The sequence below is a fragment of the Blastococcus sp. SYSU DS0753 genome, assembly GCF_054051175.1.
Window position 1 is genome coordinate 33,932 of record NZ_JBJHAT010000004.1, and the last position, 25,431, is coordinate 59,362.

Consider the following 25,431-nt stretch of genomic DNA (forward strand, 5'->3'; position numbering starts at 1 on the left):
GAAGGCAGGTCTTCCGCGATGTCCCGTCGCTCCACCCGTGCGCTCGCCGCGTCAGCGGCAGCCCTCACGGCAGTCACGTTGTCGGCCTGCGCGTCCAGCGACCGGGAGGGCGGTGGAGGCGAGGGCAGCGGCGAGGAGCAGTCCGGCGGCACGCTCGTCTTCGGGGCCGCCGGCGACCCGGCGATGTTCGACCCCGCCTTCGCCAGCGACGGCGAGACCTTCCGCATCGCCCGCCAGATCCACGAGGGGCTGCTCACCAACGAGCCCGGCACGACCGAGCTCGTGCCGGCGCTCGCCGAGGACTGGGAGGTCAGCGAGGACGGCCTCGAGTACACCTTCAACCTGCGCGAGGACGTCCAGTTCCACGACGGGACGGACTTCAACGCCGAGGCGGTGTGCTTCAACTTCGACCGCTGGCACAACTTCGAGGGCCTGGCCCAGAGCCCGAGCGCCACGTACTACTACCAGGCGGTGTTCGGCGGCTTCGCCGACAGCGACAACCCCGGCATCTACGAGGGCTGCGAGGCGGTCGACGAGAACACCGCCGTCATCTCGTTCAACCAGGTGACCAGCAAGATCCCCGCCGCGCTCTCGCTGCCCGCCTTCTCCATCCAGAGCCCGACGGCCCTGCAGGAGTACGACGCCGACAACCTGTCCGGCAGCGAGGACGCGATCAGCTACACCGAGTACGCCCTCGAGCACCCGACCGGCACCGGCCCCTTCCGGTTCGAGAACTGGGACCGCGGCAACGGTGAGGTCACCATCGTCCGCAACGAGGACTACTGGGGCGAGCCGGCCCTGCTCGACCGGATCATCTTCCGCACCATCCCGGAGGGGAACACCCGCCGGCAGGAGCTGGAGTCCGGTGCGATCGACGGCTACGACTTCGTGGCCCCGGCGGACTACCAGCGCCTCGAGGACGCCGGCTTCCAGGTGCTGGTGCGCGATCCGTTCAACATCCTGTACCTCGGCATCAACCACGGGAACGTCGAGGGCACCCAGGCGAACCCGGCCCTGCAGGACATCCGGGTCCGCCAGGCGCTGGCCCACGCCATCGACCGCCAGACGATCGTGAACTCGCTGCTCCCCGAGGGCGCCGAGGTGGCCACGAACTTCATGCCGCCGACGGTCGACGGCTGGGCCGAGGACGTGCCGACCTACGAGTACGACCCCGAGCGGGCGCGCCAGCTGCTCGAGGAGGCCGGCGCCGTCGGCACGACGCTGCGGTTCTACTACCCGACCGACGTCAGCCGGCCGTACCTGCCGGACCCGGCGGCGATGTTCCAGGTCATCAGCGAGGACCTGCAGGAGGTCGGCTTCCAGGTGCAGCCCACCGCCCTCCAGTGGAACCCGGACTACCTGCAGGCGGTGCAGACCGGCCAGGCCGACGTCCACCTGCTCGGCTGGACCGGTGACTACAACGACGCCTACAACTTCATCGGCACCTTCTTCGCCGAGGACCAGAACAACCAGGCGTCCGCGGAGTTCGGCGCGTTCAGCGCTCCGGAGATCTTCGCCGCGCTGGCCGAGGCCGACTCCGAGCCCGACCCGGCGAACCGGACGGAGCTGTACCAGGAGGCCAACCGGCTGATCAAGGAGTTTCTGCCGGCGGTGCCGATCTCGCACTCGCCCCCGGCGCTCGTCGTCGCCGACGACGTCCAGGGCCTCGAGCCCAGCCCGCTGACGGCCGAGGACTTCTCGACGGTGTCGATCGACGACTGAGGAAGGACCCCCTCGCCCCCACCGCGCGCAGGCTCGCGGCGGGCCCCTGCACGGGGGCCGCCGCGAGCCTGTCGGGCGGATCCGCTCAGTGAGAGGGTGACGCGAGCTCGTGCTCCGATTCATCGTCCGGCGGCTCCTCCAGCTGATCCCGATCCTGCTGGGCCTGTCGGTGCTGCTCTTCGCCTGGCTGCGCGCCCTCCCCGGGGGGCCCGCCCAGGCCGCGCTGGGGGAGCGCGCCACCCCGGAGGCGATCGCCCGGTACAACGAGCTGTTCGGGCTCGACGAGCCGATCTACGTCCAGTACTTCCGCTTCCTGGGGCGAGCGGTCACCCTCGACTTCGGCAACTCCACGCAGTACGGCCGGCCGGTCACCGAGGTGTTCCTCGAGCGGTTCCCCGGCACGATCGAGCTCACCGTCTTCGCGATGATCTTCGCCATCGGCGTGGGCATCCCGCTGGGCTACCTCGCGGCCCGCCGGTACGGGAGCTTCTTCGACTCCGCCTCCGTCATCGGATCGCTGATCGGCGTGGCGATCCCGGTGTTCTTCCTCGCCTACCTGCTCCGGCTGCTGTTCGCCGTGGAGCTCGGCTGGCTGCCCGGGTCGGGGCGCCAGGACGTCCGGATGGACGCCACCCGGATCACCAACTTCTACGTCCTGGACGGGCTGATGACCCGGGAGTGGGACGCCGCCTGGGACGCCGTGCTGCACCTGATCCTGCCGGCCATCGCCCTGGGCACCATCCCGCTGGCGATCATCGTGCGGATCACCCGGGCCTCCGTCCTCGACGTCGTCAACGAGGACTACGTGCGGACGGCGAACGCCAAGGGCCTGGCGACGGCGACCGTGCGCCGCCGGCACGTCGTCCGCAACGCCCTGCTGCCGGTGTCGACGACGATCGGGCTGCAGACCGGCCTGCTCCTGTCGGGCGCGGTGCTGACCGAGACGGTCTTCGCCTTCGGCGGGGTGGGCCTCACCCTCCGGGACGCGATCACCTACCGGGACTTCGCCGTCCTCCAGGGCTTCATCCTCATGCTGGCGGTGGTGTACGTGCTGGTGAACCTGCTGGTCGACATCTCGTACGGCCTGCTCGACCCGCGGGTGCGCGTCCGATGACGCCTGCGGAATCGGACGAGGAGCGCAGCCGATGACGGCTCTCGGTGAGGTCAAGCGCGAGCGCATCGACGCCCTCGCCGCCCGGGCTGGCCGGCTCCCGGAGGGCGACGGCGGCCTGTCGCTCACCCGCAGCGCGTTCCGGCGGCTCCGCCGCGACCCGGTGGCGATCGCCGGCGCGGTCATCGTCCTGGTCTTCCTCGTCGTGGCGGCGTTCGCGCCGTTGCTCGCCCCCAGGGACCCGGTCACCCAGTACCTGCTGTCGGAGATCCGGCCCGGTGAGATCCCCGGCGCGCGCGAGGGCTTCCCCCTCGGTGTGGACAACCTCGGGCGCGACCTGCTCTCCCGGCTGGTCTACGGCGCCCGGCAGTCGCTCCTCATCGGCGTGGTCTCCACCGTGCTTGGCCTGGTGGTCGGCATGGCCCTGGGCGTGCTGGCCGGCGCCTTCGGCGGCTGGGTCGACACCGTGGTCATGCGGTTCGTCGACATCATCCTGTCGATCCCCGGCCTGCTCATGGCGATCACCGTCTCGGTGCTGCTGGGCCAGAACCAGTACGCGCTGATGATCGCGATCGCGGTCGTCCAGGTGCCGGTGTTCGCCCGGCTGCTGCGCGGCTCGATGCTCGCCCAGCGCGGCAGCGACTACGCCGTTGCCGCGCAGGCGCTCGGGGTGAAGAAGACGCGGATCGTGTTCGGGCACGTGCTGCCCAACTCGCTGTCGCCGGTGATCGTCCAGGCCACGCTCTCCCTGGCGACGGCGATCATCGAGGCCGCCGCGCTCTCCTACCTAGGCCTCGGCGACCCGGACATCGCCCGGCCCGAGTGGGGCGCGATGCTGGCCAACGCCCAGGACTTCCTGTCCATCCGGCCGGCGCTCGCCGTGTGGCCGGCGCTGTGCATCATCGTCGTCGCGCTCGGGTTCACGCTGCTCGGGGAACGCCTGCGCGAGGCCCTCGACCCGAAGTTCCGGAGGTGAGCAGCCTGCAGGCACCGGTGCTCGTGGTGGAGGACCTCGCCGTCCGGTTCACCCGCCGCGGCGAGGCCCCGACCCTCGCCGTCGACGGCGTCAGCTTCTCCGTCGCCCCCGGCGAGACGATCGGTCTCGTGGGGGAGTCCGGCTGCGGCAAGTCGGTCACCTCGCTGGCGATCATGGGGCTGCTGCCCCGGCGCGGCGTGCAGGTGTCCGGCTCGGTCCGGCTGGACGGGCAGGAGCTGGTCGGCGCCGACGACCGGACGCTGCGCCGGCTGCGCGGGGCCGACATGGCCATGGTGTTCCAGGACCCGTTGTCCTCGCTGAACCCCACCGTGCCCATCGGCACCCAGGTGACCGAGGTGCTGCTGGAGCACCGGGACATGGACCGCGGGCAGGCCGCCGACGAGGCGATCGTGCTGCTGGACAAGGTCGGCATCCCCGACCCGCGGCGCCGGCTGAAGGAGTACCCGCACCAGCTCTCCGGCGGCATGCGCCAGCGCGCGCTGATCGCCATGGCGCTGGCGTGCTCGCCGCGGTTGCTGATCGCCGACGAGCCGACGACGGCGCTCGACGTCACCATCCAGGCGCAGATCCTGGAGCTCCTGCGCGAGCTCGTCGTCGACACCGGGACGGCGCTGGTGATGATCACCCACGACCTCGGTGTGGTCGCCGGGCTCTGCGACCGGGTGCACGTCATGTACGCGGGGAAGATCATCGAGACCGCCGACCGGCACGACCTCTTCGCCCGGCCCCGCCAGCCCTACACCGGCGGGCTGCTGGCCTCGGTGCCGCGGCTGGACTCCGCTCGCGGGGCACCGCTCACGCCGATCCGCGGCTCGGCCGCCGACGCCATCCCGTGGGCGGAGGGGTGCGCCTTCGCGCCGCGCTGCGACAACGCCCGCGACGACTGCCTGACCGAGGTCTCCGGCAGCACCGTGCCGCTGGAGTACGACGGCCCCGGTCGCGAGCTGCGCTGCCGGCACCCGATCGAGTACCCGCCGTCCCCGACCGCCGGGGCGACCGCTTCCGGAGCCGCCCGATGACCGCCGTCCCGACCGCTCCCGGCCAGGACGAGCTGCTGCGCGTCGAGGGCCTCGAGGTGCACTTCCCGATCAAGCAGGGGATCTTCTTCGACCGCACCGTCGGGCACGTGCGGGCCGTCGACGGCGTCGACCTCGTCGTCCCGCGCGGAGCCACCTACGGGCTGGTGGGGGAGTCCGGCTGCGGCAAGTCGACGCTGGGCCGGGCGATCCTGCGGCTGGTCGAGCCCACCGCCGGGCGGGTGCTCTTCGACGGCACCGACGTCGCCGCGCTCAAGGGTGAGCCGCTGCGGCGGATGCGCCAGCGGATGCAGATGGTCTTCCAGGACCCCCTGGGCAGCCTCGACCCGCGGCAGAACGTGGAGTCGCTGCTGTCCGAGCCGCTGCGCGCGCACGGCATCGGCGGCGGCAAGGAGGGGATCGCGCAGCGGATCCGCACCCTGCTCGACGCCGTCGGCCTGCCCTCGGCGGCGCTGCGCCGCTACCCGCACGAGTTCTCCGGCGGCCAGCGGCAGCGGATCGGCATCGCCCGCGCCGTGGCGCTCGAGCCGGACCTGCTGATCGCCGACGAGCCGGTGTCCGCCCTCGACGTGTCGGTGCAGGCGCAGGTGCTCAACCTGCTGGAGGAGCTGCAGGAGCGGCTCGGCCTGACCTACCTGGTCATCGCGCACGACCTCGCGGTGGTGCGGCACATCAGCGACGTCGTCGGCGTGATGTACCTGGGCTCCCTGGTGGAGCAGGCGCCGGCCGACGACCTCTACGAGCAGCCGCTGCACCCCTACACGCGTGCGCTGATGAGCGCCGTCCCCGTGCCCGACCCGGAGGTCGAGGAGAGCCGGGAGCGGATCCTGCTGGCGGGTGACCTGCCGTCGCCGGCGAACCCGCCCAGCGGCTGCCGGTTCCACACCCGCTGCCCGTGGCGGCAGGAGACGCGGTGCGACGACGAGGTGCCCGCGCTGCGCGAGCTGGCGCCGGGGCGGCTGGTCAGCTGCCACTGGGCGGAGGAGATCCGCGACGGCGTGCTGCGGCCGCGGTCGCCGGAGGAGGCGCTGCACGCAGCCGCGGCCGCCCGTCCGGGGCCAACCCGACGCGGCGACGACGACCCCACCCCCTTCCTCGGGCGGGACGAGCCGCTGCCCCGTCAGGAGCAGGGCTGACCCTGCCGCCCCGGGCATAGGAAGCTCTGCGTGCGTTCTCGCACCCGGATACGCACGAATAGCTTCCTATGCCTCAGTCGGTCACCACGACGTCGTCCCCGCGGCGGACCGCCCGGCGCACGCGCAGCCGGGCCACCGACCCCAGCAGCCGCACCAGCTGGGTGTAGACCGGCGTCGGCCCGTGGTAGCCGAGGAAGCCGCGCGGTCCCTGCACCATCTCGCCGGTGCGCACGTCGTAGCGGCTGCCGTGCCACGGGCAGACCAGGCACCCGTGGGCGTCGACGCTGCCCTCGGCGAGGTCGGCCAGCTGGTGGCGGCACCGCCGGGAGACGGCGAAGTACTCGTCGTCCCCCCGGTTGCCCACGGCCCAGCCGCCGGCGCGGCGGACCGCTCCGGGCGGCAGATCGGCGGCGGGGACGGAGTCGGGCTCGGGCACGCGGGGCTCCTCGGCACGGCGGGTCGGCGGCGGAGGAGCCGTACCCACGGCGGTCGGGCCGGACCCCTCGGCCGTCGGTAGGGTCGTCCGGGTTCCCCTTCACCCGTCCAGGAGGTCTCCGTGCGCCGGCTGTGCGTCGTCCTGGGGGTGCTCGCCGTCCTCCTGCTCACCGGCGGGCCGGCGTACGCGGTGCCGCCGTTCCGGCTGCCCGACCAGGTCGTCGACGAGGTCGGCGTCCTCCAGGGTGGCACCGGCCGGGTGCAGGACGTCGTCGACGACCTGCGCGCCGACACCCGGACCGACCTCTACGTGGTGTTCGTGTCCAGCTTCGACGGCGCGGACCAGGAGGAGTGGGCCCAGGCCACGGCCGAGCTGACCCAGCTCGGCGAGGAGGACGCGCTGCTGGCCGTCGCCGTCGACGACGGGCAGTACGGCACGGTGCGGCCGGCCGACTTCCCGGTGACCGGCGCCGAATTCGACTCGCTGACCGACGAGCGGGTCGCCCCGCAGTTCGGCGAGGGCGACTGGGCCGGCGGCGTGGCGGCGTTCGCGGATCTGCTGCGCGACGGCGGCGCGGCCGCGGAGGAGCCGACCGGGTCCGCCGACGGCGGCTCCGGCGGGGTGGGGCCGCTGCTGGTGCTCGGCGGCCTCGCGGTCGTCGGGGGCGGCGCCTACCTGCTCAGCCGCTCGCGCCGGAACCGGAGCGGCACCGCTCTGCCGCCCGGTCGGCGGCGGGAGCCCGATCCGTACGAGGGCGTGCCCACCGACCAGCTGCAGGGCCGCGCCAGCGAGGCGCTGCTGGACCTCGACGAGGCCGTGAAGACCTCGCAGCTGGACCTCGACTTCGCCCGGTCGCAGTACGGCGAGGACGCCGTCGCCGGCTTCGACGCCGCGCTGGCGCAGTCCAGGAAGGAGCTGTCCCGGGCCTTCACGCTGCGCCAGGAGCTCGACGACGACATCCCGGAGGACGAGCCCACCACCCGCCGGATGCTGGCCGAGATCCTGGCGCTCACCGGCGCCGCCGGCGCCCGGCTCGACGAGCAGAGCGAGGCCTTCCAGCGGCTGCGCGACCTCGAGCACAACGCGCCGCAGGTGCTGGACGCGCTGGAGCCGCGGCTGGCCGGGCTGGGCGACCGGATCCCGCAGGAGGAGCAGCGGCTGGCCGCGCTCCGGAGCCGGTACGCGGCGACCGCATCCGCTCCCGTGGCGGACAACGTGGAGCAGGCCCGGGCGCGGCTGGCCGCCGCCGAGCAGGAGGTCCGGGAGGCGCGGGCGGCGCTGGCCGAGGGGCGGAGCGGCGACGCCGTCGGCGACATCCGCGCGGCCGAGGACGCCGCGGCGCAGACGGGCACGCTGCTGGACGCCGTCGGCCGGCTCGCCGCCGACCTCGACGCCGCCGCCGGCCGGGTCGCGGCCGCCCGCGCAGAGACCGAGAAGGACCTGGCCGAGGCCCGGGCGCTGGTCGCCGCCGGGGACCGCACGGGCCTGGAGCCGCAGATCGCCCGCGCCGAGTCGGCGCTCGCGGCCTGCGATGCCGCCCTGCACCCGGCCGACGGCACCCCGGGTGACCCGCTGGCCGCGCTCCGGCAGCTCGAGGACGCCGACACCGCGCTCGCGGCGGCCCGCGACGCGCAGACCCAGGCCCGCCGGGCCGCGGCGGCGCTGGAGCAGTCGCTGCTCAACGCGCGCTCGGCGGTCGCCGCGGCCGCGGACTTCATCGACACCCGCCGTGGGGCGGTCGGTCCCCAGGCGCGCACCCGGCTCGCCGAGGCGCGGCGGCACCTGGAGGCAGCCGTCGACCTGGGCGGGACCGACCCGGTAAGCGCGCTGCGGGAGGCCCACCAGGCGGGCATGCTGGCCCAGCACGCCCTCGACCTGGCGCAGGACGACGTCGACCGGTGGAATTCCGGGTACGGACCCGGTGGGTTCGGCGGCGGCTACGGGGGCGGGTACCGCCGCGGTGGCGTGGACCTCGGCAGCCTCGTGCTGGGCGGCATCCTGCTGGGCGGCGGACGCGGCCACGGCGGCGGGTTCGGCGGCGGCTTCGGTGGTGGGGGCTTCGGCGGCAGCGGGTTCGGCGGTCGTGGCGGAGGCGGGTCGTTCGGCGGCGGCGGTCTCGGTGGGGGCGGCTCGTTCGGCGGCGGCGGCCGCGGCGGGGGCGGGACGTTCTAGCCCCGAACCGTCGTACTCCGGTGGGACGGTGACCTCCCCCACAACCGGAGGAGGCAACCATGCCCACGCGAGACACCGCCTGGCCGGCCGGGACGCCGTGCTGGGTGGACTACGGCGCCGCCGACCTGGCGGCGGCGAAGGAGTTCTACGCCGCGCTGCTCGGCTGGGAGTACACCGGCGGCGAGCCCGAGTTCGGCGGCTACCTGGACGCCCAGAAGGACGGGCGGGCGGTGGCCGGCCTCGGACCGCAGACGGACGGGGGCGCCCCGCCCCGCTGGACCACGTACTTCGCGACGGACGACGCGGCCGCCACGGTCACCCGGATCCGGGAGGCCGGTGGCACGGTCGTGGTGGAGCCGATGGCGGTCGGGCCGATGGGCACGATGGTCATCGCCCTCGACCCGCAGGGCCACCCGTTCGGCCTGTGGCAGGCCGGCGAGCACCCCGGCGTGCAGCGGTACAACGAACCGGGCTCGCTGGTGTGGAACGAGGCGGCGGTCGACGACCCGGCGGCGGCCCGGGAGTTCTACACCGCCGTCTTCGGGTTCCGGTTCGAGGAGATCCCGGGCGCGGAGGGCTACACGACCTTCGCCACCGGTAGTGACCCGCTGGGCGGGCTCGGCGGCGTGGTCCCCGGTGCGCCCAAGGGCTGGTCAACCTGCTTCGCGGTGGCCTCGACCGACGCCGCGGTCGCCGCGGTGACCGCCGCGGGCGGGAAGGTGCTCCTCCCGGCCGAGGACACCGAGTACGGCCGCTTCGCGGTCGTCGCCGACCCGTGGGGCGCGTCGTTCTCCGTCATGCAGGTGCCGGCCGGCTGAGCTCCGCCCGGCAGCCGGTGCGAACCGGGCGCACCGGCGGCGCCGGGCTCAGCCCGGCAGCTGCCCGTACGCGTGCTCGGGCCGGAACCGGACGACCAGCCGCCGGTCGGCGACCATCGCCGCCCGGTACTCGTCCCAGTTCTCGTGCTCGCCGGAGACGCCGCGGTAGTAGGCGATCAGCTCCTCGACGGTGGGGTCGTGCGGCTCCTGCGCGACCGGGGTGAGCTCGGCGGTGCCCTCGACGGCGACCCAGGTCCAGAAGTCCTTCGACGCCACGTGCAGCGTCACCCGCGGGTCGCGCTGCAGGTTGCGGGTCTTCGCGCGGTCGGCGGTCACCGAGACGCGGATCAGGCCGTCGTCCCAGGCGTAGCCGACGTTGGACAGCTGCGGTCGGCCGTCGCGCTTGATCGTGGCGAGCACGCCCCAGCGCTGCTCGGCGACGAACTGCAGCAGCCGAGGATCCGGCCGGGTGGGGTCGCTCATGCCCAAAGCCTGCCTCAGCGGACCCGGCCGCGCGGCCAGAGCGCGACCGGGGGTAGCGGCGGCGCCTCCAGCCGGTCGCCGTCGTAACCGACGACGGTGCCGAAGCGCCGCGACTCGGCGTTCCACTGCTCGGCGTACTCGGCGACCTCCTCGCCCGAGCGGCCGATGAAGTTCCACCACATCACCAGGCGTTCCTCGAACGGCTCCCCGCCGAGCAGCAGCAACCGGGACGCCGCCCCTGCCCGCACCCGCAGCGCCGTGCGGCCGGTGCCCAGGTACAGCATCGCGCCGGGCTCGAGGACGACGTCGTCCACCGTGACCGACCCCGCTGACGCCAGGAGCCCGTACTCGAAGTCGGCCTCCAGCGGGAGCTCCACGTCGGCGCCGGCGGCGAGCTCCAGGTCGACGCCGACCAGCGGGGTGTAGGCCCGCCCCGGCGACGTCACCCCGCCGAAGCCGCCCATGAGCACCGTGGCGGTGAGCCCGTCGGAGCTGAAGCCGGGCAGGACGCCGTGGTGCTCGAAGTGCGGGGCGACCTCACGGTCGGCCTCCGGCAGGGCCACCCACAACTGGGCCCCGTGCAGGTACCGCGGGTGGGTCGCCGGCGACTGCTCGGAGTGGGCGATCCCGTGCCCGGCCGTCATGAGCGCCAGCTCCCCGGGGCGGAACCGCACGTCGCTGCCGAGCGAGTCGCGGTGGTGCACCTCGCCGTCGAGCAGCCACGACACGGTCTGCAGCCCGGTGTGCGGGTGCGGCGGCACCTGCATGCCGGGGGAGGAGGTGATGTCGTCGGGGCCGTAGTGGTCGACGAAGACCCAGGCGCCGACCATCCGCCGGCCGAGCGTGGGCAGGAGGCGGCGCACGCGGGTGCTCTCGCCGAGCAGCACCTCCTTGCCCGGCAGCAGGTCCAGGGCGGGGCCGGCGGTGGTGCCCGCCAGCCCGCCCAGCCCGCGGGCGGGCGGGCGCGGTTCCAGGTTGCTCATCGTCGACGACTCCCTCTGCCGAGATCCCGTGATCTCGGCGGTTCCGGGGGCTCGATGTGCCGAGATCCCGTGATCTCGGCACGGGGTCGCGGGCGGGAGCCCCGCCGTCAGTCAGTCTCGCCCCGGACGGCGCGGTGCGGAACGGGTCCCTCGATGCGCTGCGCCGGGATCGAGCCGAGCCGGCCGGCGGAGAAGTCGGCGAACGCGTCGGCCACCTCCTGCCGGGTGTTCATCACGAACGGCCCGTACATGGCGATCGGCTCGTTGATCGGCCGCCCGCCGAGGACCACCACGTCCAGGGCCGGCGTCCGCGACTCCTGGTTCACCGCCCCGCGCACGGTCACGGTGTCCCCGGGGCCGAGCACCGCGAGCTGGCCGGTGCGCACCGGGGCGCCGTCGATCCCCACGGAGCCGGCGCCGGAGAGCACGTAGACCAGCGCGTTGAAGTCCGGCCGCCAGGGTAGGTCCAGCGTCGCGCCGGGGGAGACGGTCGCGTGCACCATCGCCATCGGGGTGTATGTCGAACCGGGGCCGGTGTGTCCGCCCACCTCGCCGGCGATCACCCGCAGCAGGGCGCCGGCGTCCGGGCTGGCGAGCAGGACCGACTCCTTCGCGCGCAGGTCCTGGTAGCGCGGCTCGACCCACTTCTGCGCCCGCGGCAGGTTCACCCACAGCTGCAGGCCGTGGAACAGGCCACCGCTGACCACCAGCTGCTCCGGCGGGCGCTCGATGTGCAGGACGCCGCCACCGGCGGTCATCCACTGGGTGTCGCCGTTGCTGATCGTGCCGCCGCCGCCGTGGGAGTCGGCGTGCTCGAAGGTGCCGTCGAGGAGGTAGGTGACGGTCTCGAAGCCGCGGTGGGGGTGCCAGCTGGTGCCCTTCGGCTCGCCGGGGGCGTACTCCACCTCGCCCATCTGGTCCATGTGGAGGAACGGGTCCAGCGCGCGCAGGTCGACGCCGGCGAAGGCGCGGCGCACGGGGAAGCCCTCGCCCTCGAAGCCCGACGGGGCGGTCGTCACCGACCGGGTGCGGCGGCGCACCGTGCGGGGAGCGGGGCGCGGGACCCGCGGCAGGGTGGTGGTGTCCTCGACGGTCACGGCAGGCATGCCGGCCTCCTTGATTGAGGGCTCAACTAACGGTGACCGTAGCGCCCGGGGAGCCCGTTGTCTTCCCCTCTTCCCGCGCGAGATCTGCGAAGTGCCCCCTCGACGGCGGCTGATGGAGGCCAGTGTGCAGATCTGGTCCGGGCTGGGCGCAAAGAGACCTTTGCAAAGGTGTCTTTGCACTCGTAGCCTGACCGTGTGACCGAGAAGCCCCCGCCGCTGGAGCCGGCCGTCCAGGTGACCGACGTGCGCGCCCTGCGTGCACTGGCGCACCCGCTGCGCAGCCGGCTGCTCGGCCGGCTCCGGGTGCACGGCCCCGCGACGGCGAGCGGCCTGGCGCGGGCCGTGGGGGAGAGCAGCGGATCGACCAGCTACCACCTGCGCCAGCTGGCGGCCTACGGCTTCGTGGAGGAGGTCGAGGGCCAGGGGACGGCGCGCGAGCGGTGGTGGCGGGCCCGGCACCGGATGACCAGCTGGCAGGCCGGGGAGTTGCTCCCGCAGGAGGGCGGGGCCGAGGTGCAGGACGAGATGAGCCGGCTGCAGATCGACCAGCACGCCCGCGTGCTCGACGCCTGGTTCGAGCAGAAGGAGCAGCTCGACCCCGGCTGGACCGACGCCGCCACGCTGAACGACTACGGGCTCCGGCTGAGCCCCGACCAGGCGCGGGAGCTGATCGGCGAGCTGCACGCCACGCTCCGGCGCTGGATGGCCGAGCACCCTGGCGACGCGCCGCCGGCGGAGGGCACCGAGCAGGTCTGCGTGCTGCTCGACCTGGTCCCGCTGCGGGAGTGGCCGACGTGAGCGCGCCGCAGACCGTCCGCTCCGCCACCCGGCGGCTGGTCGGGCTGACCGCCCTGCGCTGGCTGCCGGTCGGGCTCACGACGCCGATCACCGTCCTGCTCGCGCAGGCGCGGGGGCTCTCGCTCGCCGAGATCGGCGTGCTGTTCACCGTGCACGGGGTGCTGGTCGTGGTGCTGGAGCTCCCCACCGGCGGGCTGGCCGACGTGCTCGGCCGCCGTCCCGTCATCGTGGCCGGCGCCGTCCTGCACATCGCCTCGTGCCTGCTGATCGCGACGGCGACGTCGTTCGCCGGATTCCTGGCCGGGGTCGTCGCCCTCGGGGTGGGCCGCGTGCTGGACTCCGGCCCGCTCGAGGCGTGGTACGTGGACACGGTGCACCGGCTGGAGCCGGGCGCCGACGTCGCCCCGGGCCTGGCCCAGCACTCGGCGGCCGACGGGGCGAGCCTCGCCGTCGGCGCGGTCGTCGGCGGGTTCCTCCCGGTGCTGCTCGGCGGTGGCGGTGCCGAGGGGCTCGCGCTCTCCTACCTGGGGGCCGCCGTCCTCGACGTCGCGTTCGTCGGCGCGGTGCTGTGGCTGCTGACCGAGCACCGGCCACCGCGCGAGGGGAGCGTCCTCGGCGCGCTGGCCGCCGGGGTGCGTGCGGTGCCGGCGACCGTGGGGGAGTCGGTGCGGGTGTCGGTGGGCGACCGCACCCTGCGGCGGGTCCTGGCGCTGACCGCCGTCACCGGCGCCGGGCTGGTCGTGTGCGAGCTGCTGGGTCCGGTCCGGTTCGCCGAGCTGACCGGCGGCCGGGACGGCGGCGCCGCGGTGTACGGCGTGGTCCTGGCGATCTCGTTCGCAGCCTCCGCGGTGGGGGCGGTGCTCGCGCCGGCCCTGCGGCGGCTGCTCCGCGGCTCCACCCCGGCCGCCTGCGCCGCGCTGTTCGCCGTCGGGGGCCTGTCGCTCGCCCTGGTCGCGGGGCCCGACACGCTGGTGCCGGCCGCCGCCGGCTTCGCCCTGTACTACCTCTCGCACGGCTCCGTCTGGCCGCTGCTCGCCGCGGTCCTGCACACGCGGGTCGACGCCGCGCACCGGGCCACCGCCGTCTCGGCGATGTCGCTGGCGCTGGCGCTCGGCGGGATCGCCGGCAACCTCACCGTCCCGCCGCTGGCCGCCGCGACGAGCACCGGGACCGGTTTCCTCGTCGTCGCCGGCGTCGTGGCGCTCGGCCTCCTCGGCTGCCTGCGGCTGCCCCGGTCGACCGTCGCGGGCACCACCGTGGCCCCCGGGGAGGCGACCGTCGGATACTGAGGGCCCATGACTTCTGCGAGCAGCCGATGAGCGCGCCCCTCAACCTGGTCAACCTCGAGCGGGTGCACAAGGCCCACGGCACCACCGTGGTGCTCGACGACGTCTCCCTCGGCGTCGCCGCCGGCGAGCGGATCGGGATCGTCGGCCGCAACGGCGGCGGCAAGAGCACGCTGCTGTCGCTGATCACCGGTGCCGACGACCCGGACTCCGGCCGGGTCACCCGCCGCGGGGACATCGCGATGGGGGTGCTCGACCAGTCCGGCACCCTCCCGCCGGGGGCGACAGTGCGCGACGTCGTGCTGCCGTCGTCGATGTTCGCCGCCGAGCACGAGTGGGCCGGCGACCCGGCCGTCCGCTCGGTGCTCACCGGCCTGGAGCTCGACCGGCTGGGCCTCGACGCGCCGGTCGCCCCCATGTCCGGTGGCGAGCGCCGGCGGGTGGCGCTGGCCGCCCAGCTCATCCGGCCGCTGGACCTGCTGGTGCTCGACGAGCCCACCAACCACCTCGACGTCGAGGGGGTGGCCTGGCTCGCCGAGTACGTGAAGCAGCGCACCGGTGGCCTGGTCGTGGTCACCCACGACCGGTGGTTCCTCGACGAGGTCTGCACGACCACGTGGGAGGTCGCCGACGCGAACGTGCACTCCTACGACGGCGGCTACTCGGCGTACACGCTGGCGCGGGCGGAGCGGGCGCGGATCGCCTCGGTCACCGAGGAGCGCCGGCTGAACCTGGTCCGCAAGGAGCTGGCCTGGCTGCGGCGCGGCCCGCCGGCCCGCACCAGCAAGCCGCGGTTCCGCATCGAGGCGGCCCAGGCGCTCATCGCCGACGAGCCGCCGCCGCGGGACTCGATGGCGCTGCAGGGCTTCGCTGCCCGGCGCCTGGGCAAGACCGTCTACGACGTGGAGGACGTCGACTACGCCGTCCCCACCGAGGACGGTCCGCGCACCCTCTTCAAGGATCTGACCTGGCACGTCGGCCCGGGCGACCGGATCGGCATCGTCGGGGTCAACGGCGCGGGCAAGACGTCGCTGCTCAGGCTCCTCGTGGGCGAGACCGAGCCCGACGCCGGGCGCGTGGTGGTCGGCCAGACGGTGGCGCCGGCGTACCTGTCGCAGCACGTCACCGAGCTGCCGCGCACGCTGCGGGTGGTGGAGGCGGTGCAGGAGGTCGCCCGCGTCGCCCGGATCGGCAACCAGGAGATCTCCGCCTCGTCGCTCGCCGAGCGGTTCGGCTTCATGGCGAACCGGCAGTGGACGCCGGTCGGCGACCTCTCCGGCGGCGAGCGGCGGCGGCTGCAGCTGCTGCGCCTGCTGATGGCCGAGCCGAACGTGCTGATCCTCGACGAGCCCACCAACGACCTGGACATCGACACCCTGACGGCGCTGGAGGACCTGCTCGACAGCTTCCCCGGCACCGTGCTGGTGGTCAGCCACGACCGCTACTTCGTCGACCGGGTGTGCGACAAGGTCGTGGCGCTGCTCGGCGACGGGTCGCTGGCCGAGCTGCCCGGCGGGGTCGAGGAGTACCTGCGCCGCCGCGCGGCCGGCGGCGCCCCGCTCACCACGGCGGCCGGGGACGACGGCGCCCGTCCGGTGGGCGCCCCGTCGACGTCGGCCCCGGCGGTGTCGGCGGCCGAGGCCCGGGCGGCGAAGAAGGAGGCCGCCAAGCTGGAGCGGCGGATGCTCAAGCTGGACGCCGACGAGAAGAGGCTGCACGAGCAGCTGGCCGCGGCCGCCGCGGACTACGCCAAGGCCGCCGAGCTGGACACCCAGCTCAAGGCGGTGCAGGCCGAGAAGGAGCAGGTCGAGGAGGCCTGGCTGGTCGCCTCGGAGACCGCCGAGGGCTGAGCGCCGCGCGGCCGGCCCGCTCCGGCGTCCTGGCTCAGCACACGGGGTCCTGGCTCACCGTCGACAGTGAGCCAGGACCCCTGTTGATCAGGTCACCTGATCAACATCAGGCGGCGGCCGCTTCGGCACGGTTCCGCTGGAGCAGCCGCAGCCCGACCACGAACGCCGGCACCGCGCCGAGCAGCATCAGCCCGGCGAACAGCAGCGGCGAGAACGTCAGCACCACCGCGAGCGCCAGCCCGGCGACCGCCGGGGCGAGCAGCCACCAGCCGATGACGCCGGCCCGGGCCAGCCCGATCGTCGCCACCAGCGGGCCGAGCAACCCCAGCATGGTCACCGTGCCGACGATCGCCATGCCGGTCGAGGAGTGCACGTCGGCGAAGACCGCCTCGGCCGGCCCGGCGTCGAGGAGCCGGCCCACCGCCCCGACCCAGAAGTCGAACAGCACGTTGCCGGCCACGGTGACCAGCCCCAGGGCCGCCATGAGCGCGCCGACGACGGTCGGGATGCGCCCGCGCACGCCGCGCACGAGGGCGGGGGCGGCGAGCCAGGCCAGCCCGCTGAGGAGGTTGCCGTAGTGCAGCAGCAGCGCCGAGAGCGTCGTCTGCCCCTCGTCGCGGGCGAGCGAGGCGATGTAGTCGGCGTCGGCCATCGAGTCCTGCGGTGGCGAGGTGGCCATGCCCGCGACGAAGAGGAGCTGACCGACGATCAGCGCGCCGCCGGCGATCGGCAGCAGCAGCGAGCCGGCGCTCCGGGGCGTCGGGGCGGTGGGCGGGGTCGCAGCCGAGGGGCTGCGCAGTTCGGTCGTCATGGCCGGAGAAGCTAGGGACGGCGGGCAGCGCCTCGCGTCCACCGCGACGGACCGATCTGGCTCCGCCCTGCGGGGGAACGGCGCGGGCCGCCGTTCGGCCGCGCGGGGGATGCCCCCGGCTCCGCGCGGCCCCTACCGTGCTGCCATGCCGTCCTGGTCGCCCGCCCTCCTGCCCCGCGGCCGCCTGCTGTGGGTCGCCGTGGGCCTGGGCATCGCGCTCATGGCGCTGGCGGAGTCGGCGATCGACACCGACTACGCCGGCCGCTGGGGGATGGGCACGGCGCTGCCCGGCGTCGCCGTCGGTGCCCTGCTGGCGCTGAGCCCCCGGTGGCCGGCGGCCGCCGCGGTGCTGGGGGCCACCACCGTCGCCGGCAACCTCGCGATGGGGCTCCCCGGACCCGGCGGCGCGCAGCTCATCGGCATGGGGTTGCTGGTGGGGCACGCCGCCGCGGTGCTGCCGCTGCGCCGCAGCCTCCTGGCCACCGCCGGCGCCGCGGCCGTCTGCATGGTGCTCGGCGTCGTCGTGGTCGCGGCGTCCCCGTGGGAGGCGATCTTCTACTCGCTGATCCTCGGCAGCGCCTGGTGCGTCGGGCTGCTGGTCCGCCAGACGCGGGCCCGGTCGGTCGAGCTCCAGGTGCTGGCGGCGCGGCTGGCCGAGCAGCAGGAGGCGGTCGCCGCCTCCGCCGTCGTCGCCGAGCGGGCCCGCATCGCCCGGGAGGTGCACGACTCGGTCGCCCACTCGGTGAGCGTCATGGTGCTCCAGATGGGCGGCCTGCGCCGGCTGCTGCCCGACCACCCCGAGGCGCAGGACGTGCTGCTCGGGCTGGAGCGGCTGGGGCGCGAGGCGGTCGAGGAGATGCGGCGCGTCGTCGGCATCCTGCGGGAACAGGCGGGTGGCGACCCCGCGCCGCAGCCCTCGCTGTCCCGGCTGGACGAGGTGCTCGACGAGCTGCGCGCCGGAGGGATGCCGGTCGAGCTGACCGTGACCGGGCAACCGGTGGAGCTGCCGCAGCTGGTCGACGTCTCGGCCGTCCGCGTGGTGCAGGAGGCGCTGTCCAACGTCGTCCGGCACGCGGGGGCCGCGGCCACCTGCGTGCGGGTCGACTGGGCCGGCGACCGGGTGGGCGTCAGCGTCACCGACGACGGGCGCCCCACCGTGCCGGCGCCCCGCGCCGGCGGCGGCCCCGCGGCGGGAGGGCACGGCCAGCTGCACATGCGCGAGCGGGTGGCGGTGGCCGGCGGCACGCTCGAGGTCGGGCCGGTGCGCGGCGGTGGCTACCGGGTCCGGGCCACCTTCCCGGTGCCCGTCGCGGTGACCGCGTGACGATCCGCGTGGTGCTGGTCGACGACCAGGCGATGGTGCGCACCGGGTTGCGGATGGTGCTCGCCGCCGAGCCCGACATCGAGGTCGTCGGGGAGGCCGCCGACGGCGCCGAGGGCGTCCGCGCGGTCACCCGGCTGCGGCCCGACGTCGTCCTGCTCGACGTCCGCATGCCCGGCATGGACGGGCTCGAGGCGGCCCGCCGCATCCTCGGCGCCGACCTGCCCACCCGCGTCGTCGTGCTCACCACCTTCGACGAGGACGAGTACGTGGCAGCCGCGCTGCGTGCCGGTGTCAGCGGCTTCCTGCTCAAGGTCGCCCCGCCCGAGGACCTGGTCGCCGCCGTGCGCACCGTCGCCGCCGGGCAGGGGTTGCTCGACCCGGCGGTGACGCTGCGGGTGATCGAGTCCTTCGCCGCGGCGCCCGCACCCGACCCGGCCCGGGCGAACGCGCTGCGCACGCTGACCGACCGGGAGACCGACGTCCTGGCGCTCGTCGCGGCCGGGCTCTCCAACGCCGAGATCGCTGCCCGCCTGCACCTCGGCGAGGCGACGGTCAAGACGCACGTCAGCCGGCTGCTGCTCAAGCTCGGGTTGCGCGACCGGGTGCAGGCCGTGGCGTTCGCCTACGAGAGCGGGCTGGTCACGCCGGGCGGATGAGCCGGTCCCGCCGATAAACTGCGGCTCACCGCCGGCCGTCCTCCGACGTCAGTGGTGTCCGAGCAGCCCCTGACTCCCGGAGACCCGTGCTCGCGCTCCTGCTCCTCCACCTGGTCGCCGCGGTGGCCGCACCCGTGCTGGTGCGCTGGTGGGGCCGGCAGGCGTTCCTCGCCCTCGCGCTCGTACCGGCGGTGGGGTTCGGCTGGGTGCTCGCGCAGCTGGGGCGGGTCACCGACGGCGGTGAGGTCACCGAGACCGTCCCGTGGGTGCCCACCCTGCGCCTCGACATCGCCCTGCGGCTGGACGCCCTGGCGCTGGTGTTCGCGCTGCTGGTCACCGGGGTGGGCGCGCTGGTCATGCTCTACTGCGCCCGCTACTTCGAGCCCCGGGACGAGGGGACGGGGCGGTTCGCCGGCACGCTCACCGCCTTCGCCGGCTCCATGCTGGGCCTGGTGGTGGCCGACGACCTGCTGCTGCTCTACGTGTTCTGGGAGCTCACCACCGTCTTCTCCTACCTGCTGATCGGTGGCTCGGGGACGAAGCTCGCCGCGCGCCGGGCGGCCGGCCAGGCGCTGATCCTCACCACCGCGGGTGGGCTGGCGATGCTGGTCGGGCTGATCATGCTCGGCGAGACCAGCGGCAGCTACCTGCTCTCGGAGGTCGTCGCCGACCCGGGGAGCGGCCCGCTGCTGGTGGCCGGGACGATGCTGGTCGTCGTCGGCGCGGTGACCAAGTCGGCGATGATCCCGTTCCACTTCTGGCTGCCCGCCGCGATGGAGGCGCCCACCCCGGTCAGCGCCTACCTGCACGCGGCCGCGATGGTGAAGGCCGGGATCTACCTGGTGGCCCGGCTGGCGCCCGGGTTCGCCGAGGTGCCCGGGTGGCGCCCGGTGGTGCTGGGGCTGGGCCTGGCCACCATGCTCGTCGGCGGCTACCGGTCGCTGCGGCAGAACGACCTCAAGCTGCTGCTCGCCTTCGGCACGGTGAGCCAGCTGGGCTTCCTCATGACGCTCGTGGGCGCCGGCAGCCGCGAGCTGGCGGCCGCGGGCCTGGCGATGACCCTGGCGCACGCCCTGTTCAAGTCGACGCTCTTCCTCACCGTCGGGGTCGTCGACCACGCCACCGGCACCCGCGACCTGCGCCGGCTGTCCGGGCTGGGCCGGCGGCTGCCCGTGGTGGCGGTCATCGGCACGCTGGCCGCGCTGAGCATGGCCGGCGTTCCGCCGCTGCTCGGCTTCGTGGGCAAGGAGGCGGCGTTCAGCGCGCTGTGGGACGGCGGGCTGCCCGACCGCACGGCGGCCGTCGTCGTCCTCGTCGGCCTGGTCCTCGGCTCGGTGCTCACCGCGGCCTACACCTTCCGCTTCCTCTGGGGCGCCTTCGCCCGCAAGCCCGGGCTGCCGGCCACCGCCCCAGCTCAGCTGGTCCACCCGCCTACCCCGCTGTTCCTGCTGGCCCCCGCCCTGCTGGCGCTGACCGGGCTGGCCGCCGGGCCGGCCAGCCCGTTGCTGGAGCCGCTGGTCGCCGGGTACGCCGACGGGCTGCCGCTGGTGGCCGAGGAGGCCGAGAAGCTGGCGCTGTGGCACGGCTGGCAGCCGGCGCTGGCGCTGTCGGCCCTCACCCTGCTCGGCGGCGCCGCCCTGTTCGCCGCGCGCTCGGCGGTGTTCCGCTTCCAGCAGCGGCGGGCCGTGGGCGCATCGGCCGACGAGGGCTACTGGAACACCATGCAGACGCTGGACCGGCTCGCCGTGCTGGTCACCGGCACCACCCAGCGGGGCTCGCTGCCGGCCTACCTCGGCACCATCCTCGTCGTCGTCCTCGCCCTCCCCGGCTCCGTGCTGCTGTTCCGGGCGCCGTGGCCGGGGGAGTGGCGGGCCTGGGACACCCCCATCCAGGCGCTGGTCGGGGCGGTGGTGCTGCTCGCGGCCGCCATGGCGCTGCGGATCCACCAGCGGCTGTCGGCGGTGCTGGCCGTGGGCGTCACCGGCTACGGCCTCGCCGTCCTCTTCGCCCTGCAGGGCGCCCCCGACCTCGCGCTCACCCAGTTCCTCGTGGAGACGCTGACCCTGGTCGTCTTCGTGCTCGTGCTGCGCAAGCTGCCCAAGGACATCTCCGAGCGGCACCGTCCCGGCGAGCGCGCGGTCCGCGGTGCGATCGCCGTGGGCGTGGGGCTGCTCATGGGCGCGGTCGGCGCGGTGGCGCTCAGCGCCCGCGACGCCACGCCGGTGTCGGTCGACTACCCGGAGGCGGCCTACGAGCTCGGCGGTGGGCAGAACGTCGTCAACGTGACCTTGGTCGACATCCGCGCCTGGGACACCCTCGGCGAGATCTCCCTGCTGGTCGTGGCCGCCACCGGTGTGGCCAGCCTGGTCTTCCTCCGGCGGCGCACCGGCGTGGTCCAGCGGCTGGACCCGGTGCGGGCGGCGCGGGACGCCCGGCGGTCGCGGCGGGCGCCCCGGCGGCAGTGGCTGTCGGCGACGGTGGCGCTCGCCCCCGAGCGGCGGTCGGTGGTGCTCGAGGTGATCACCCGGGTCCTGTTCCACACGATCGTCGTGTTCTCCATCTACCTGCTGTTCAGCGGGCACAACCAGCCCGGTGGTGGCTTCGCCGGGGGGCTGGTCGCCGGGCTGGCGCTCGTGCTGCGCTACCTGGCCGGCGGCCGCTACGAGCTGGGCGAGGCGGCGCCGGTCGATCCCGGTCTGCTGCTGGGCGCCGGCCTGCTGTTCGCCGGTGGGACCGGAGCCATGGGGCTGGTGCTCGGCGCCGAGGTGCTGGAGACGGCGATCCTCGAGACGACGCTGCCGGTGCTCGGCGACGTCAAGCTGGTCACCTCGCTCTTCTTCGACATGGGGGTGTACCTGATCGTGGTGGGGCTGGTGCTCGACGTGCTGCGCAGCCTCGGGGCCGAGCTGGACCGCCAGGCCGACGAGCGGGACCCGATCGACGGCGCCCCCGGTGAGGTGGTCCTCCGATGACCCCCACCGTGGTGCTGCCGGTGATCGTCGCGGGTCTCTACGCGGCCGGCGTCTACCTGCTGCTCGACCGCAGCCTGACCCGCGTGCTGCTCGGCTTCCTCCTGCTGGGCAATGCGACCAACCTGCTGCTGCTCTCCAGCGGTGGTCCGGCGGGGCTGGCGCCGATCGTGGGGATCGCCGAGCCGGAGGAGATGAGCGACCCGCTCCCGCAGGCGCTCGTCCTCACCGCGATCGTGATCACCTTCGGCATCGCCGCCTTCCTGCTCGCGCTCATCTACCGCTCCTGGCGGCTGGTGCGCCAGGAGGTCGTCGGCGTCGACGAGGAGGACCGGCGGGTGGCCGCCCGGTCCGGCACGGACGCCGACGAGATCGACCCCGACGACCTCGCGCCGGAGGACCGGCCGGCCGCGCACGCCGACAGCCTGCACGGCGAGGGGGACGACGTGGAGGAGCTGCTCCGGCGGCACTACGCCGGGATCCCGTCCGACGACGTGGATCTGCCGGCCACCCGGCGGCGGCGCCGGTGACCGGCGTCCTCACGCCCCTGCCGGTGCTGCTGCCGCTGCTCGGCGCGGCGGCGGCCCTGCTGGTCGGCGGCGGCCGCCCGCGGGCGCAGCGCACGCTCAGCATCCTGGTGCTCAGCACGGTCCTCGCCGTGTCGGTCGCGCTGCTCGTCCTCGCCGACGAGCAGGGCGCCGTGGCCGTCTCGCTGGGCGGGTGGGAGGTGCCGCTGGGCATCGTGCTGGTCGTCGACCGGCTGTCGGCCCTGATGCTCGTGGTCGCCTCGACCGTGGGCCTGGGCGTGCTCGTCTTCGCGGTCGGCCAGGGCGCGGCCGACGGCGACGAGGAGGCGCCGGTGTCGATCTTCCACCCGACGTTCCTGGTGCTCATGGCGGGCGTGGCCAACGCGTTCCTCGCCGGCGACCTGTTCAACCTCTACGTCGGCTTCGAGATCCTGCTGACCGCCAGCTACGTCCTGCTGACCCTGGGCGGATCGGCACCGCGGATCCGCGCCGGCGTCACCTACATCGTCGTCAGCCTGCTGAGCTCGCTGCTGTTCCTCGCCGCCATCGCCCTGGTCTACGCCTCCACCGGCACCGTCAACATGGCGCAGCTCGCCGGCCGGCTGGGGGAGCTGCCGGAGGGGACCCAGCTGCTCATCCACTCGCTGCTGCTGATCGCCTTCTCGATCAAGGCGGCGGTGTTCCCGCTGTCGGCCTGGCTGCCGGACAGCTACCCGACCGCGCCGGCCCCGGTCACCGCCGTCTTCGCCGGGCTGCTCACCAAGGTCGGCGTCTACGCGATCATCCGCACGCAGACCCTGCTCTTCCCGGGCGGCGGGCTGGACACGGTGCTGATGTGGGCCGCGCTGGCCACGATGCTGATCGGCATCCTCGGTGCGGTGGCACAGGCCGACATCCGGCGGATCCTGTCGTTCACGCTGGTCAGCCACATCGGCTACATGGTGTTCGGCATCGCGCTGGCCTCCCGGGCCGGGCTCGCGGGCGCCGTCTTCTACGTCGTCCACCACATCGCCATCCAGACCACGCTGTTCCTCGTCGCCGGGCTGGTCGAGCGGCAGGGCGGGGCGACCGCCGTCGACCGGCTCGGCGGCCTGGCGAAGGCATCGCCGCTGCTCGCCGTCCTCTTCTTCGTCCCCGCCATGAACCTCGCCGGGATCCCGCCGTTCTCCGGGTTCATCGGGAAGCTCGGGCTGCTGGAGGCGGGCGTGGCCGACGGCGGGTGGCTGCCGCTGGTCCTCGTGGCCGCCGGCGTGGTCGCCAGCCTGCTCACGCTGGTGGCGATCTCGCGGGTGTGGAGCCGGGCCTTCTGGCGGCCGCGGGCCCAGGAGCCGTCCGCGGACACCGACGAGGCCGCGGCGGCCGACGCCGGGCCGGAGCTCTCCCCGGAGCCGCTGCCCCAGCCCCCGACACCGGAGCCCGGTGAGGCGCAGGCCGACGGCCCCGGCCCGACCGACGAGGTCGAACCCACGCCGGTGCCCGCGTCCGCTTCCGTGGCGTCCGGGGGGGTCGGTCGCGCCGCCGCCCGGCGCGCGGCGTGGCAGCGGCACACGGCGGTGGCGACGGCGACCACGCCGGCCACCGACGGGCTCGGGGAGGACCCGGAGCGCGCCCGGCCGGACCAGCTGCTGCCGCGGGTCATGCTCGCCTCGACCGCGGCGATGGTCACCGTGACGGTTGCGCTCACCGCGCTCGCCGGTCCGCTGTACGCGGTGGCCGACCGCGCGGCCGGCGATCTGCGCGACCGCGCGCCCTACGTCCAGGCGGTCTTCGGCGCGGAGGAGGCCCCGTGACCGGCGCCCCGGACCAGGCCGGCCGCGGGGGCCTGGTCTACCAGCTGCGGCACCAGCTGCCCCTGCTGGTCTGGCTGGTGCTGGTCTGGAATCTGCTGTGGGGCACGTGGTCGTGGGCCAACCTGCTGTCCGGGGTGGTCCTGGCCCTCGCCGTGACCCTGCTGCTGCCCCTGCCGCCGGTGGAGGGCGGCCTGACCGTGCGCCCGGTGCCGGTGCTCGCCTTCGTCGGCACCTTCGTCGTCGACCTCGTGACCTCCGGGGCGGAGGTGGCGTGGCAGACCATCCGCCCGCGGGGGATCAGCCGCAGCGCGATCATCCGGGTGCAGCTGCGCACGGACTCCGACCTGCTGCTCACCATCATCTCGGAGGCGCTGACCCTCGTGCCCGGTTCGATGGTCATCGACATGGATCGGGAGCAGCGGACGCTGGCGGTGCACATCCTCCACGTGGAGGACGAGCGCGACATCGAGCGGCAGCGGAGGTCGGTGCTCACCATGGAGGAGCGGGTGGTGCGCGCCTTCGGCTCCGCCGCCGAGGTGACCGCCGTGACCACCGGCGCAGGCTCCCTCGGCATCGGCGACGGGCGGCGGACGCCGTGACCGCCGTCTACTGGGCCACCTACCTGATGCTGGGCACCGGGGCGCTGCTGGCGCTGGTGCGGCTGGCGCTGGGGCCCTCCCTGCTCGACCGGGTGGTCGCGACCGACACCCTGCTGGTGATCATCGCCGCCGGGCTGGCCGTGCACGCGACGCTGGATCGGGACCCCACGGTCGTGCCGGTGCTCGTGGTGGTGTCGCTGCTGGCGTTCGTCGGCTCGGTCTCGGTGGCCCGCTACGTCGGCGGCATGCTCATCCACTCGAGCCTGGGCACCCAGGGGCTCGACGTGGACGACCGGCCCCCGGACGGGGAGGAGGCGCGGTGAACGGGATCGAGACCGCGGGCGACGTGATCGCCGTCGTCCTGGTGCTGCTGGGCGCGTTCCTGTGCCTGACCGCCGGGCTCGGGCTGCTCCGCTTCCCCGACGTGCTCGCCCGGATGCACGCCGGCACGAAGCCGCAGGTGCTGGGCGTGCTGCTGATCATGATCGGCGGCGCGATCCGGCTGCAGGGCTGGTCGGCGACGTGGATGCTCCTGCTGGTCGCCGTCTTCCAGATGCTCACGGCACCGGTGAGCGCGCACATGATCAGCCGCGTGGCCTACCGGCGCCGGCACGTGCGGCGCGACCTGCTGCTGGTCGACGAGCTGCACACCGAGCGGCGGCCGGACCGGGTGTACCGCGGCGACGAGCCGGCCGACGCCCCGCCGGAGGAGCCGGGGCGGGCCCTGGCCGAGAGCCGCCGCGAGGAGCGGGAGGACGGGGCGCGCTGAGCGGCGCGCCCCGTCAGGTCCCGTTCCGGGCCCCGCCCGAGCCTGCGAGGG

At 74.6% G+C, this 25,431-nt stretch carries 23 protein-coding genes; 18 read left to right on the forward strand and 5 right to left on the reverse strand.

From position 1 onward, the window contains the following. Window positions 1–18: 18 nt before the first annotated feature. The 5 genes from ACI799_RS04885 (at window position 19) to ACI799_RS04905 (ending at window position 6,003) form a co-directional block, all read left to right on the forward strand. Window positions 19–1,722 carry an ABC transporter substrate-binding protein gene (locus ACI799_RS04885; RefSeq protein ID WP_456591088.1) on the forward strand — a complete coding sequence of 568 codons (1,704 nt, stop codon included), beginning with the start codon at window positions 19–21 and terminating at the stop codon, window positions 1,720–1,722. Between the two features lie 109 nt (window positions 1,723–1,831). Beyond that, entirely contained in the window at window positions 1,832–2,836 is a 1,005-nt protein-coding gene (locus ACI799_RS04890; protein WP_456588241.1) for an ABC transporter permease, read from the forward strand. Window positions 2,837–2,867: 31 nt separating this feature from the next. Beyond that, entirely contained in the window at window positions 2,868–3,809 is a 942-nt protein-coding gene (locus tag ACI799_RS04895) for an ABC transporter permease (protein ID WP_456588240.1), read from the forward strand. Continuing rightward, window positions 3,806–4,849 (forward strand): ABC transporter ATP-binding protein, encoded by a 1,044-nt coding sequence (locus ACI799_RS04900; protein WP_456599014.1) that lies wholly within the window; start codon window positions 3,806–3,808, stop codon window positions 4,847–4,849. The genes ACI799_RS04895 and ACI799_RS04900 overlap by 4 nt, the downstream gene beginning before the upstream one ends. Then, window positions 4,846–6,003, forward strand: a complete 1,158-nt coding sequence (locus ACI799_RS04905) for an ABC transporter ATP-binding protein (RefSeq protein WP_456588238.1) — start codon at window positions 4,846–4,848, stop codon at window positions 6,001–6,003. The genes ACI799_RS04900 and ACI799_RS04905 overlap by 4 nt, the downstream gene beginning before the upstream one ends. 73 nt (window positions 6,004–6,076) lie before the next feature. Here the strand turns inward: ACI799_RS04905 and ACI799_RS04910 are convergent, their stop codons facing one another. Beyond that, window positions 6,077–6,439 (reverse strand): Rieske (2Fe-2S) protein, encoded by a 363-nt coding sequence (locus ACI799_RS04910; RefSeq protein WP_456588237.1) that lies wholly within the window; start codon window positions 6,437–6,439, stop codon window positions 6,077–6,079. 120 nt (window positions 6,440–6,559) lie between these two features. Between ACI799_RS04910 and ACI799_RS04915 the strand changes: the two genes are divergently transcribed. Then, on the forward strand, window positions 6,560–8,611 hold the full coding sequence (locus ACI799_RS04915) for a TPM domain-containing protein (RefSeq protein ID WP_456612544.1): 2,052 nt from the start codon (window positions 6,560–6,562) through the stop codon (window positions 8,609–8,611). A 59-nt stretch (window positions 8,612–8,670) separates the two neighbouring features. Next, window positions 8,671–9,429 carry a VOC family protein gene (locus ACI799_RS04920; protein WP_456612545.1) on the forward strand — a complete coding sequence of 253 codons (759 nt, stop codon included), beginning with the start codon at window positions 8,671–8,673 and terminating at the stop codon, window positions 9,427–9,429. Window positions 9,430–9,477: 48 nt separating this feature from the next. Here the strand turns inward: ACI799_RS04920 and ACI799_RS04925 are convergent, their stop codons facing one another. From ACI799_RS04925 to ACI799_RS04935, 3 genes are all read right to left on the reverse strand, one after another. Then, the gene (locus ACI799_RS04925) at window positions 9,478–9,912 is read right to left on the reverse strand and encodes a PPOX class F420-dependent oxidoreductase (RefSeq protein WP_456588234.1); all 435 of its coding nucleotides are present in this window, start codon (window positions 9,910–9,912) and stop codon (window positions 9,478–9,480) included. Between the two features lie 14 nt (window positions 9,913–9,926). After that, window positions 9,927–10,895 carry a pirin family protein gene (locus ACI799_RS04930; protein WP_456612546.1) on the reverse strand — a complete coding sequence of 323 codons (969 nt, stop codon included), beginning with the start codon at window positions 10,893–10,895 and terminating at the stop codon, window positions 9,927–9,929. A 107-nt stretch (window positions 10,896–11,002) separates the two neighbouring features. After that, the gene (locus ACI799_RS04935; protein ID WP_456612547.1) at window positions 11,003–12,001 is read right to left on the reverse strand and encodes a pirin family protein; all 999 of its coding nucleotides are present in this window, start codon (window positions 11,999–12,001) and stop codon (window positions 11,003–11,005) included. A 195-nt stretch (window positions 12,002–12,196) separates the two neighbouring features. Here ACI799_RS04935 and ACI799_RS04940 point away from each other — a divergent pair, with 195 nt between their 5' ends. From ACI799_RS04940 to ACI799_RS04950, 3 genes are read left to right on the forward strand one after another with little or no spacing between them, the layout of a single operon-like run. Continuing rightward, window positions 12,197–12,799 carry a helix-turn-helix domain-containing protein gene (locus ACI799_RS04940; protein ID WP_456612548.1) on the forward strand — a complete coding sequence of 201 codons (603 nt, stop codon included), beginning with the start codon at window positions 12,197–12,199 and terminating at the stop codon, window positions 12,797–12,799. Further along, window positions 12,796–14,088 (forward strand): MFS transporter, encoded by a 1,293-nt coding sequence (locus tag ACI799_RS04945; protein WP_456588230.1) that lies wholly within the window; start codon window positions 12,796–12,798, stop codon window positions 14,086–14,088. Before ACI799_RS04940 ends, ACI799_RS04945 begins: the two co-directional genes overlap by 4 nt. Window positions 14,089–14,114: 26 nt before the next feature. Beyond that, the gene (locus ACI799_RS04950) at window positions 14,115–15,935 is read left to right on the forward strand and encodes an ABC-F family ATP-binding cassette domain-containing protein (RefSeq protein WP_456588229.1); all 1,821 of its coding nucleotides are present in this window, start codon (window positions 14,115–14,117) and stop codon (window positions 15,933–15,935) included. 106 nt (window positions 15,936–16,041) lie between these two features. Here ACI799_RS04950 and ACI799_RS04955 read toward each other — a convergent pair whose 3' ends face one another. Beyond that, window positions 16,042–16,746: a hypothetical protein gene (locus ACI799_RS04955; protein ID WP_456612549.1), complete on the reverse strand. Its 705-nt coding sequence runs from the start codon at window positions 16,744–16,746 to the stop codon at window positions 16,042–16,044. 145 nt (window positions 16,747–16,891) lie between these two features. Here ACI799_RS04955 and ACI799_RS04960 point away from each other — a divergent pair, with 145 nt between their 5' ends. The 8 genes from ACI799_RS04960 to mnhG all read left to right on the forward strand — a co-directional run bounded on the left by ACI799_RS04960 (window position 16,892) and on the right by mnhG (window position 25,380). After that, complete coding sequence (locus ACI799_RS04960; protein ID WP_456612550.1) at window positions 16,892–18,070, forward strand: histidine kinase; 1,179 nt, start codon at window positions 16,892–16,894, stop codon at window positions 18,068–18,070. Further along, the gene (locus ACI799_RS04965; RefSeq protein ID WP_456595771.1) at window positions 18,067–18,726 is read left to right on the forward strand and encodes a response regulator; all 660 of its coding nucleotides are present in this window, start codon (window positions 18,067–18,069) and stop codon (window positions 18,724–18,726) included. Before ACI799_RS04960 ends, ACI799_RS04965 begins: the two co-directional genes overlap by 4 nt. An 86-nt stretch (window positions 18,727–18,812) precedes the next feature. Continuing rightward, complete coding sequence (locus tag ACI799_RS04970) at window positions 18,813–21,698, forward strand: Na+/H+ antiporter subunit A (RefSeq protein WP_456612551.1); 2,886 nt, start codon at window positions 18,813–18,815, stop codon at window positions 21,696–21,698. After that, window positions 21,695–22,225 (forward strand): Na(+)/H(+) antiporter subunit C, encoded by a 531-nt coding sequence (locus ACI799_RS04975; RefSeq protein ID WP_456588224.1) that lies wholly within the window; start codon window positions 21,695–21,697, stop codon window positions 22,223–22,225. The genes ACI799_RS04970 and ACI799_RS04975 overlap by 4 nt, the downstream gene beginning before the upstream one ends. Further along, a complete protein-coding gene (locus tag ACI799_RS04980) occupies window positions 22,222–24,012 on the forward strand; it encodes a Na+/H+ antiporter subunit D (RefSeq protein ID WP_456588223.1) in 1,791 nt (596 codons plus the stop codon). The genes ACI799_RS04975 and ACI799_RS04980 overlap by 4 nt, the downstream gene beginning before the upstream one ends. Beyond that, complete coding sequence (locus ACI799_RS04985) at window positions 24,009–24,611, forward strand: Na+/H+ antiporter subunit E (RefSeq protein WP_456588222.1); 603 nt, start codon at window positions 24,009–24,011, stop codon at window positions 24,609–24,611. The genes ACI799_RS04980 and ACI799_RS04985 overlap by 4 nt, the downstream gene beginning before the upstream one ends. Further along, window positions 24,608–24,934: a monovalent cation/H+ antiporter complex subunit F gene (locus ACI799_RS04990; RefSeq protein WP_456588221.1), complete on the forward strand. Its 327-nt coding sequence runs from the start codon at window positions 24,608–24,610 to the stop codon at window positions 24,932–24,934. The genes ACI799_RS04985 and ACI799_RS04990 overlap by 4 nt, the downstream gene beginning before the upstream one ends. After that, the gene (gene mnhG, locus ACI799_RS04995; protein WP_456588220.1) at window positions 24,931–25,380 is read left to right on the forward strand and encodes a monovalent cation/H(+) antiporter subunit G; all 450 of its coding nucleotides are present in this window, start codon (window positions 24,931–24,933) and stop codon (window positions 25,378–25,380) included. The genes ACI799_RS04990 and mnhG overlap by 4 nt, the downstream gene beginning before the upstream one ends. Window positions 25,381–25,431 lie beyond the last annotated feature (51 nt).